At 65.2% G+C, this 8,803-nt stretch carries 13 protein-coding genes and 2 pseudogenes; 9 read left to right on the plus strand and 6 right to left on the minus strand.

Features of this window, described 5'->3' with window-relative positions; genetic code table 11:
* The 4 genes and pseudogenes from BKY26_RS15570 to BKY26_RS15585 form a co-directional block, all read right to left on the minus strand.
* Positions 1-391 (minus strand): annotated as a pseudogene (locus BKY26_RS15570) (efflux RND transporter periplasmic adaptor subunit); the annotation flags it as partial.
* An 85-nt stretch (positions 392-476) separates the two neighbouring features.
* A complete protein-coding gene (gene moaB, locus BKY26_RS15575; protein WP_071691307.1) occupies positions 477-1,019 on the minus strand; it encodes a molybdenum cofactor biosynthesis protein B in 543 nt (180 codons plus the stop codon).
* Positions 1,016-1,615 (minus strand): metallophosphoesterase family protein, encoded by a 600-nt coding sequence (locus tag BKY26_RS15580; protein ID WP_071691308.1) that lies wholly within the window; start codon positions 1,613-1,615, stop codon positions 1,016-1,018. Before BKY26_RS15580 ends, moaB begins: the two co-directional genes overlap by 4 nt.
* Entirely contained in the window at positions 1,612-2,382 is a 771-nt protein-coding gene (locus BKY26_RS15585; RefSeq protein ID WP_071691309.1) for a uracil-DNA glycosylase, read from the minus strand. The genes BKY26_RS15580 and BKY26_RS15585 overlap by 4 nt, the downstream gene beginning before the upstream one ends.
* Positions 2,383-2,457: 75 nt before the next feature.
* Between BKY26_RS15585 and BKY26_RS20310 the strand changes: the two genes are divergently transcribed.
* The 8 genes from BKY26_RS20310 (at position 2,458) to BKY26_RS15620 (ending at position 7,601) form a co-directional block, all read left to right on the plus strand.
* Complete coding sequence (locus BKY26_RS20310; RefSeq protein ID WP_158514348.1) at positions 2,458-2,607, plus strand: hypothetical protein; 150 nt, start codon at positions 2,458-2,460, stop codon at positions 2,605-2,607.
* 329 nt (positions 2,608-2,936) lie between these two features.
* Positions 2,937-3,887, plus strand: coding sequence for an aspartate carbamoyltransferase catalytic subunit (locus tag BKY26_RS15590; protein WP_071691310.1), 951 nt, complete (start codon positions 2,937-2,939; stop codon positions 3,885-3,887).
* The gene (locus BKY26_RS15595) at positions 3,880-4,284 is read left to right on the plus strand and encodes a hypothetical protein (protein ID WP_071691311.1); all 405 of its coding nucleotides are present in this window, start codon (positions 3,880-3,882) and stop codon (positions 4,282-4,284) included. Before BKY26_RS15590 ends, BKY26_RS15595 begins: the two co-directional genes overlap by 8 nt.
* The gene (locus BKY26_RS15600) at positions 4,281-4,856 is read left to right on the plus strand and encodes a hypothetical protein (RefSeq protein ID WP_071691312.1); all 576 of its coding nucleotides are present in this window, start codon (positions 4,281-4,283) and stop codon (positions 4,854-4,856) included. Before BKY26_RS15595 ends, BKY26_RS15600 begins: the two co-directional genes overlap by 4 nt.
* Positions 4,853-5,416, plus strand: coding sequence for a hypothetical protein (locus BKY26_RS15605; RefSeq protein WP_071691313.1), 564 nt, complete (start codon positions 4,853-4,855; stop codon positions 5,414-5,416). Before BKY26_RS15600 ends, BKY26_RS15605 begins: the two co-directional genes overlap by 4 nt.
* Entirely contained in the window at positions 5,413-6,696 is a 1,284-nt protein-coding gene (pyrC, locus tag BKY26_RS15610) for a dihydroorotase (protein WP_071691314.1), read from the plus strand. The genes BKY26_RS15605 and pyrC overlap by 4 nt, the downstream gene beginning before the upstream one ends.
* A gap of 2 nt (positions 6,697-6,698) precedes the next feature.
* Positions 6,699-7,307 carry a glycerol-3-phosphate 1-O-acyltransferase PlsY gene (plsY, locus tag BKY26_RS15615; protein ID WP_071691318.1) on the plus strand — a complete coding sequence of 203 codons (609 nt, stop codon included), beginning with the start codon at positions 6,699-6,701 and terminating at the stop codon, positions 7,305-7,307.
* Between the two features lie 3 nt (positions 7,308-7,310).
* Positions 7,311-7,601 carry a hypothetical protein gene (locus BKY26_RS15620; protein ID WP_071691315.1) on the plus strand — a complete coding sequence of 97 codons (291 nt, stop codon included), beginning with the start codon at positions 7,311-7,313 and terminating at the stop codon, positions 7,599-7,601.
* Here the strand turns inward: BKY26_RS15620 and BKY26_RS15625 are convergent.
* Positions 7,598-7,843, minus strand: coding sequence for a hypothetical protein (locus BKY26_RS15625; RefSeq protein WP_071691316.1), 246 nt, complete (start codon positions 7,841-7,843; stop codon positions 7,598-7,600). The genes BKY26_RS15620 and BKY26_RS15625 overlap by 4 nt on opposite strands.
* 207 nt (positions 7,844-8,050) lie before the next feature.
* On the opposite strand from BKY26_RS15625, the gene BKY26_RS15630 reads away from it, so the two are divergent.
* Positions 8,051-8,626: a DUF805 domain-containing protein gene (locus BKY26_RS15630; RefSeq protein WP_071691317.1), complete on the plus strand. Its 576-nt coding sequence runs from the start codon at positions 8,051-8,053 to the stop codon at positions 8,624-8,626.
* Between the two features lie 3 nt (positions 8,627-8,629).
* On the opposite strand, the pseudogene BKY26_RS20710 reads toward BKY26_RS15630, so the two are convergent.
* Positions 8,630-8,803, minus strand: a pseudogene (locus BKY26_RS20710) (glutamate--cysteine ligase); the annotation flags it as partial.

The following is an 8,803-nucleotide window of genomic DNA, read 5'->3' on the forward strand; positions in this document are numbered from 1 at the left end:
TCTCGGCCTCTCGCAGATCCGTGGCGGTCACATCCAGCGCCGACTGCGCCTCTGCCGGGTCGATCCGCAACAACAGCGCGCCCTCGGCCACCTCGCCGCCGTTCTCGAACCCGTCGGCCAGTTCCAGAACCGTGCCCGCTGCCGGGGCCCGCAGTTCCAGCGTCCGGCGGCTGTTGATCTCTCCGAACGCGGTCAAAACCGGCGTTGCGTCCTGCAAGGTCAAAGTCACGACCTCTGCCGAAAACACCCTCTCGCGCGCGATCGAGGGGCGGCCTTCCTCGGCCCAGCGCGCCTGCAACGACGCATAGATCGTGGACCCCGCCCAGACCAGCAGCCCGAGCGTGAGCGAAATGAGGAAAAGCCCCGCAAGGGAGCGGCGGAAAAAGCGCATGGGCCGTGGCCTTTTGGACGTCCTGTCTAGCTAGATAGAGCGGCGGCGCAAAACCGCCAAGCACAAGCTGACACGGGCAAGCAGATCATTTCCGTCGCTTGTGCTCGTCCAGACGCGGAAAAATCTCGACGAAGTTGCAGGGCCGGTGCCGGTAATCGAGCTGCCAGCGCAGGATTTCATCCCAGGCATCCTTGCAGGCGCCAGAAGATCCCGGCAGGGCGAACAGGTATGTGCCATTGGCAACGCCCCCGGTCGCCCGGCTCTGCACCGCGCTGGTCCCGATCTTCTGGAAAGACACCATGGTAAAGACCGTGGCGAAGGCCTCGATCTCCTTCTCATAGACGTCCCGATGCGCCTCCACCGTCACATCGCGCCCGGTCAGCCCGGTGCCACCGGTGGTGAGGATCACGTCAATCTCAGGGTCCGCGCACCATGCGCGCAGCTGATCCGCGATCTCTGCCCGTTCATCACGCAGGATCCTGCGGTCTGCCAGAATATGCCCCGCGTCGCGTATGCGCCCCTCCAGCACATCGCCGGATTTATCCTCGGCCAGGCTGCGCGTATCCGAGACGGCCAGAACCGCGATGCGGACCGGGATGAAGTCCTTGCTCTCGTCGATACGGCTCATGGGGAAACCTCAAACCAGTTCACACGCGGCCCGAGATTCACGACACGCGTCGCGCCGATCCGGCCTTCCTGACCCCAACTGTCATGGATATGCCCGCAAAGCGCCAGCCGGGGTCGGATGCGCTCTATCGCCGCGCGGATCGCGGTGGACCCCACCGACTGCCCCGCCGATGTGCGGTCCACCACACCCTTGGGCGGCGAATGGGTGATCAGGATATCCGCCGTCTCGCAACCTGCCAGCAACTCCGCCGCGAAAGCCTCTGTCAGATCGCAGGACCACGACCCGAAGGGCGTCACCGGCACGCCGTAACCAAGCCCGAAGAGCGTCAGCCCCCCGATCTCGCAACTCTCACCGTGCAAGACGGTCACGCCCGGACCCGCAGCCTCGCGCAACTCATCGACGCTTTCGGCATTGCCCGGTACCACCACCATCGGCGCCTGCAACCCCGCCAACAACTCCATCGCCTCACCCAGCCCCTGACGCATATTGCAGAAATCCCCGGCCCCGATCACCAGATCGGCCTCAGCGCTTGCCGCTACCAGATCGGCGGCGCGGCTGCGGGCCAAATGCAGGTCGGAAAACGCCAGGATCTTCACCGCGCCAGCCTCGCCTTCAACGCCAGCAGATCCGCCCAGGCCTCGCGCTTCTTGGCAGGCTGGCGCAGCAGATAAGCGGGGTGGAACATGGGCAGCGCCGGACGCCCCTGCACCTCCTGCCATTGCCCGCGCAGCCGGGTGATCCCCCGCCGCCCCAACAGCCCGTCGCAAGAGATATTGCCCATCAGCACCACGATCTCGGGCGCGGCCAGCTCGATATGGCGGGTCACGAAAGGCAGCATCATCGCCATTTCCGCCGGGCTCGGGTCGCGGTTCTGCGGCGGCCGCCAGGGCAGGATATTGGTGATGTAGAGCGACTGGTCCGCGTCCGGGTGGTCACGCCCCATGCCGATGGCATCAAACATCCGGTCCAGAAGCTGCCCGGCCCGCCCGACGAAGGGCTTGCCCTGAATATCCTCGTCCCGCCCCGGCGCTTCACCCACGATCATCAGCCGCGCCGCCGGGTTGCCATCGGAAAAGACGAAGCTGCGCGCGCCCCGGCGCAGGTCGCAATGGTCAAAGGCCTCCATCTCGGCGCGCAGGGCCTCCAGGCTGTCGGCCCGCTTCGCCGCCAGCCGCGCCTCGACCACCGGATCGGCCTCCTCGGCTTTCACCACGGGCGCTGCAACCGGGGATGCGGCAGCCCGCACAGGCTCAGGCGCGGAAAACCGATCCACCGGGCTCTCCCCGATGGCCTCGTCCGCGCCCAGCTCCACCTGCCATTCCAGCCAGGCCAGCGCCGTATGATACTCCAGCTGCGACTCCATCCCCCCAAGCTAGGCGCGCTTGCGGGCAAGGTAAATGGGCGGCATCGTCTGAAGGATACGGAAAGGAGCCGCGCCATGCCCGACGACTTGACCCTGCGCCGCGCAGGTGCGGCCGATGTCCCCGCCCTCACCGAGACTATCAGCCTCTACCGCCATCTCGGCTGGACAGTCACCAAGGCAACCGGCCTCAAGATCATGATGCAAAAGCCCTTGCCCCGATCGTAAGCCGTTCATCTTGGCAAAAATACCTCCGCCGGAGGCTTCCCGCCGCAGCCACGACCGCGACCACCGCACCCGGCGCGCCGCCCTCTCAACATGTCCGTGGAAACGCGGACCGCCGAGGCCTCCGGCGCAAGCCGGGGGTTGAGAAGGGCCGCTCGCGGGTCGACGCCGACAGGCGGCGAAACCGCATTTCATATGCACAGGGGGTGTACGGGGGGTGCACGCCCGGTGCACGGGGGGCACCCCCTGTTTTCGCACCACGCCGAACCCCGCTCTTGCCCCGCGCCCGCCCGCTGCCTATACCGCGAAGCGACCTTACAGGACGGGCCGCCATGACCTTCGCCAAGCGCCACCTTCTGGGCATCGAGCCCCTGCACCCCACCGAAATCACCGCTTTGCTGGACCATGCCGACCGCTATGCCGAGATGGGCCGCGGCAGCGCCAAGCACGGCACCGCGCTGGCCGGGCTCACCCAGATCAACATGTTCTTCGAGAACTCCACCCGCACCCAGGCCAGTTTCGAACTGGCCGGCATGCGGCTCGGGGCGGACGTGATGAACATGTCGATGCAGACCTCCAGCGTGAAGAAGGGCGAAACGCTCATCGACACGGCGCTGACATTGAATGCCATGCATCCCGATCTTCTGGTCGTGCGCCACCCGCATTCCGGGGCGGTCAACCTGCTGGCGGAAAAGGTAAATTGCGCGGTCCTGAATGCGGGCGACGGACGCCATGAACACCCCACACAGGCGCTTCTCGATGCGCTGACGATCCGCCGCGCCAAGGGGCGGCTCCATCGCCTCAACATCGCCATCTGCGGCGACATCGCCCATTCCCGCGTGGCGCGGTCCAATATCCTTCTGCTCGGCAAGATGGAAAACCGCGTGAAGCTGGTCGGCCCGCCGACGCTGATCCCCTCGGGCGCTGCCGACTGGGGCGTCGAGGTCTACGAGGACATGCGAGAAGGGCTGGCGGGTGCCGACGTGGTGATGATGCTGCGGCTTCAGAAGGAACGCATGGACGGCGGTTTCATCCCCTCCGAACGCGAATATTACCACCGCTATGGCCTTGATGCGGAAAAACTTTCCCACGCCAAGCCCGACGCCATCGTCATGCATCCAGGACCCATGAATCGCGGCGTCGAAATCGACGGCACCATCGCCGATGACATCAACCGATCCGTCATCCAGGAGCAGGTGGAAATGGGCGTCGCGGTGCGCATGGCGGCGATGGAGCTGCTGGCCCAGAACCTGAAGGCCGAGCGCGAGGCCGCCCATGTCTGACGCCATCACCTTCCGCGCCGACCGCGCGACCTACTGGCGCGAACATGCCTGGATCGCGGCGGTGGCCATGGCGCTTGGCATGGGGGTGCTGTGGGTCATGGGCAATCCGCATGTCTGGACAGGCGCAATCGGCGGGCTGGCGGCGGTTGCAGTGCGCGCCTTCTACCTTGCTTCGGATGAGGCCAATGCCGAATGGGTGCTGACCGAAACCGACCTTTCCGGCCCCGACAACCGCCATGTCCGGCTGGCCGAGATCGACAAGCTGCGCAGCCTTGGCAGCGCGGTGCAGATCATCACCCGCACCGGCGACAAGCACCTGATGAAATACATCGCCGACCGTCCCGCCGTGGTGGCAAAGATCGAGGCCGCCATGGCCCGCGCAGGCAACGCCGCATGAGCGCCCCGTCGGATAGCTGGCAAGGCATTCTTGCGCCGGATGAGGCGATCCTCTGGCAGGGCCAGCCGCACACGGCCATCAACTGGCGCGGGCTGATCAACCCTCTGACCCTGATGGGCGTCTTCTTTACCGGCTTCTCGCTGTTCTGGATCGGCATGGCCTATGCCATGACCGCGAACACCAGCGTGCCGTTCCCGTTCAGCTTCTTCCCGCTATTCGGCCTGCCGTTCCTGGCTGTCGGCCTTTGGATGCTGGGGGGGCGGCTGCTGCTGGATGCCTGGCTGCGCGGGCGCACATGGTACACGCTGACCAATCAGACCGCGTTCATCGCCCGCAACGCATTTGGCAGGAAAACGCTGGAAAGCTGGCCGATTGAGGATATGGACCGGATCGTCTGGGAAGACGGCACCCCCGGCTCGGTCATCTTTCACATGAAGCACGGGGCCATGCCGGTCAGCGGCCGCAATGGCACCCGCATCCGGTTCCTGGGCTTTCATCAGATCGACGACTCGCAGCATGTCTACGGCCTGATGCGCCGGGCACGGCGCGAGTTGCGGGAGGCGGCGGAATGACCGGGCCGCGCGTGGAACCGGGGGAAACCGTTCTGTGGCAGGGGCAGCCCGCCGGGCAGATCGTGCCGCGCCATTTCTGGGCGGCCCCGTCGATCCTCGGCTGGCTTGTGGTCGCGTTCGGGGCGGTCTGGTTTCTCAACCTGCGGGACATGCTGACCGATCCGCAAGTTCCCTTTCCCATCTCTCTCTTTCCGTTCATCGGGTTGGGCTTTGTCGCGATCGGTCTCTGGAATGCGCTGGTGTCTCCGGTCACAAGTGCCCTGCGCAGGCGGTCCACGCACTATGCCCTGACAGACCTCGCCGCCTATATCGAGGAGCGCGGCACCACCACGCGCTATCCGCTGGAGCGTATGCTTCGGATCGACTTCGACCCCGGCCCGCCCGGATCGGTGCTGTTCCATCACGAGGTGAAGCAGCACACACGGGTGCGCCATAACCGGGGCGGCAAGCTCGGGTCGCGCACCACGCGCAGGTCCAAGGGGTTCGTCCTGATCCCCGACGCGGACACCATCCACCAACGCCTGTTGGAGGCGAAAGCCAAGTTAGAGGGGCGCCCATGACCGCCATCCTGTTCACCAATGCCCGCCTGATCGACCCCGAGGCGCAGACCGACGCCCCCGGATGGCTGCTGGTCCGTGACGGGCGCATCGCGGATCGCGGCACCGGCAAGACCCCTGTGGTTGAGGCGCGGGTGGTTGACGCGGGCGGCAAATGCCTTGCGCCCGGCATCGTCGATATCGGGGTGAAGACCTGCGAACCGGGCGAGCGGCACAAGGAAAGCATCCGCACGGCTGGCGCGGCGGCAGCGGCCGGCGGGGTGACCACCATGGTCACCCGTCCCGACACCACGCCGCCCATCGACACGCCCGAGGCGCTGGAATTCGTGCGTCGCCGGGGCGAACAGGTCAGCCCGGTGCGCATGCTGCCCATGGCGGCCCTGACCAAGGCCCGCGCAGGCCGCGAGATGACGGAGATCGGCTTTCTGCTGGATGCCGGGGCGGCGGCCTTCACCGATTGCGACCACGTGGTGACCGATACCAAGGTGCTGACCCGCGCCATGACCTATGCGCGCTCGCTTGGGGCGCTGATCATCATGCATCCGCAGGAACCGGGGCTGTCCTCGGGCGCGGCGGTGACATCGGGCAAGTTCGCCTCGCTGCGCGGTCTGCCTGCCGTATCGCCGATGGCGGAACGCATCGGGCTGGAGCGTGACCTGGCGCTGGTCGAGATGACCCGCGCCCGCTATCACGCCGACCAGATCACCACCGCCGCCGCTCTGCCCGCACTGGCCCGCGCCAAGGCGGGCGGGCTGGACGTGACCGCCGGTGTCTCCATCCATCACCTGACGCTGAACGAATTCGACGTGGGCGACTACCGCACCTTCTTCAAGGTCAAGCCGCCGCTGCGGGCCGAGGATGACCGGCTGGCCATGGTCGAGGCCGTGGCCGATGGCACGATCGACATCATCAGTTCCATGCACACCCCGCAGGACGAGGAATCGAAACGCCTGCCCTTCGAAGTGGCGGCCTCGGGCGCGGTGGCGCTGGAAACCCTGCTGCCTGCCGCGATGCGGCTTTACCTCGCCGGGCAGTTGAGCTTGCCGCAGCTCTTCCGCGCCATGGCGCTGAACCCCGCGCGCAGGCTTGGGCTGGAAACCGGCACGCTGGCCGTAGAGGCCCCCGCCGATCTGGTGCTGTTCGACCCCGACGCGCCCTTCCTGCTGGACCGCTTCACGCTGCGCTCGAAGTCGAAAAATACCCCCTTTGACGGAATGCGGATGGAGGGCAAGGTGCTGATGACGCTCGTTTCGGGCGCGCCCGTCTTCGAAAGGACCGCCTGATGCTGCCTGTTTTCGAAACCTCTGCCGCCCTCTTGGCGGTCACCGCCGGGCTGGCCTACCTGCTTGGGTCCGTGCCCTTCGGCCTTGTCATGGCGCGGCTCTTTGGACTTGGCGATATCCGGGCCATCGGGTCGGGCAATATCGGCGCCACCAACGTGCTGCGCACCGGTAACAAGCCCGCCGCCGCGCTGACATTGGTGCTGGATGCGGGCAAGGGCGGCATCGCGGTGCTGATTGCGCGCTACGCGCTGGCAGAGGACGCAGCACAGATCGCGGGCTTTGCCGCCTTCCTGGGCCATTGCTTCCCGATCTTTCTGGGCTTCAAGGGCGGCAAGGGGGTGGCGACCTTCCTCGGAACGTTGCTGGCGCTGTTCTGGCCTGCCGGGATCGCGGCCTGCCTGACATGGGCGCTTGTCGCGGGCGTCTTCCGCATTTCCTCGCTGTCTGCTTTGATTGCCGCCGCCCTGTCGCCGGTCTGGGTCAGCGTTCTTGGCATGCCGTCCGCCGGATTGGCCACCGCGCTTCTGGCGGCGCTGATCTTCATGCGCCATGACGCCAATATCAAACGCCTGATCGCGGGCGAGGAACCCCGGATCGGTCGCAAGGGTTAGGCCTTGCAGGATTTCCTCGACGCTTTCGACGCGCTGCCCTTCGGCACCTTTACAGGCACGGCCTACGACCGCCGCTATGTGGTTGTGAAATCGGGGTTTACGGGTGGGGCAAGTCAGAAGCTGGTGGCCGAGGAACTGGGCGGTAAGGACTATATCAGCCTGAACCTTTATCGCACCCGTTCCGGCGCGTTGCTGCGGCCCTGTGAAATGGCCGAGGCGAAGGTGATCGGTTTCGTGCTGGACCTCAGGGTAGACGCTGCGCCTTATGGCGGGCGCAGCGTCAGGGTGCCTTAGCCACGGCTTTCAAGAATTTCGGCCGTCCGCTTGGTGTTATGGTAGATGCCCAGGAAGAGATACATCATGCCGCCCATCAGGATCACGTAGAGCCCGCCGAAGATCAGCAGTCCGAGACCCTGAAGGAAACCGCCCATCGGGCTGAACATGGTGAACAGGGCGCCACCGACCACGCCGATGATCATCAGGATAACGATGACGGTGATCAGTTTATCCAACGCACCAATAAAAAAATCGCGCATTTCCAGAGCTCCTTGATTGTAAACAGTGACTGTAAGAGAGCCGAAACCCGAAATCGGTTCAATAAAAACTTCCCCAAAGCCTTTTTCGGGACATCCAGGGTCGATCCGGTCCGCCAAAGCCGCAGAGCGGACCCGCGACCGCCCCACTCCGGCCATAGTCGCGTGGCCCAATAAGCGCGGGATATAACTCGTGACCCAGAGGACAACATGGGATTTTTCGGCGCCATCAAGAGCTGCTACATGAAAAGCTTCACCTTTTCGGGCCGTGCCACGCGGTCGGAATACTGGTGGTTCGTGCTGTTCCAGACCCTTCTGGGAATCGGCATCTCGGCCTGGTTCCTAAGCTATCTCCTCGCCAATCCGCAGATCCTGGAGGATATGAAATACAGCGGTACGCTGCCCGCCGGATTCATGAACAATGTCTGGATCTTCACCGCAGCGCATTTCCTGCTGTTCTTCATGCCCAGCCTCTCAGCCATGGTCCGGCGCCTGCATGACACCGACCGCAGCGGCTGGTGGTATTTCATCATGTTCGTGCCGCTGATTGGCGGTATCTGGATGCTGGTGCTGCTCTGTCTGCCCGGCAGCAACGGGCGTAATGGCTATGGCCCCGACCCGCTCGGCCCCCGCCGCCGGCTGAACGATCACCCCGCCCTGATGGGAGAGTTGGACCCAGAGATAAAGGCCGCCATGCGCGCGCAGCAGCAGGCCGATTTCAAGGCCTACTACCAGTCGCGCGTGCTGCCGGAAATCCAGCGCAACAAGGAAGCGCGCGGGGTCTGAGCGTCAGTAGCTGAACTCGGAATAGATCCGGCTGAGGTCGCCGTTCCAGTCACCGTTGTAATGCGCCAGCAATTCGTCGGCAGGCACCTGACCGCTGTCGATGCTTTCTTTCAGCGCATTCAGGAAATGGGTCTCATCCGGCACCAGCCCGCCTGCGCCGGGGCGGGCGCGGGCTTT

Origin of the sequence: Nioella sediminis, assembly GCF_001879695.1 — a bacterium.
Classification (GTDB): Bacteria; Pseudomonadota; Alphaproteobacteria; order Rhodobacterales; family Rhodobacteraceae; genus Nioella; species Nioella sediminis.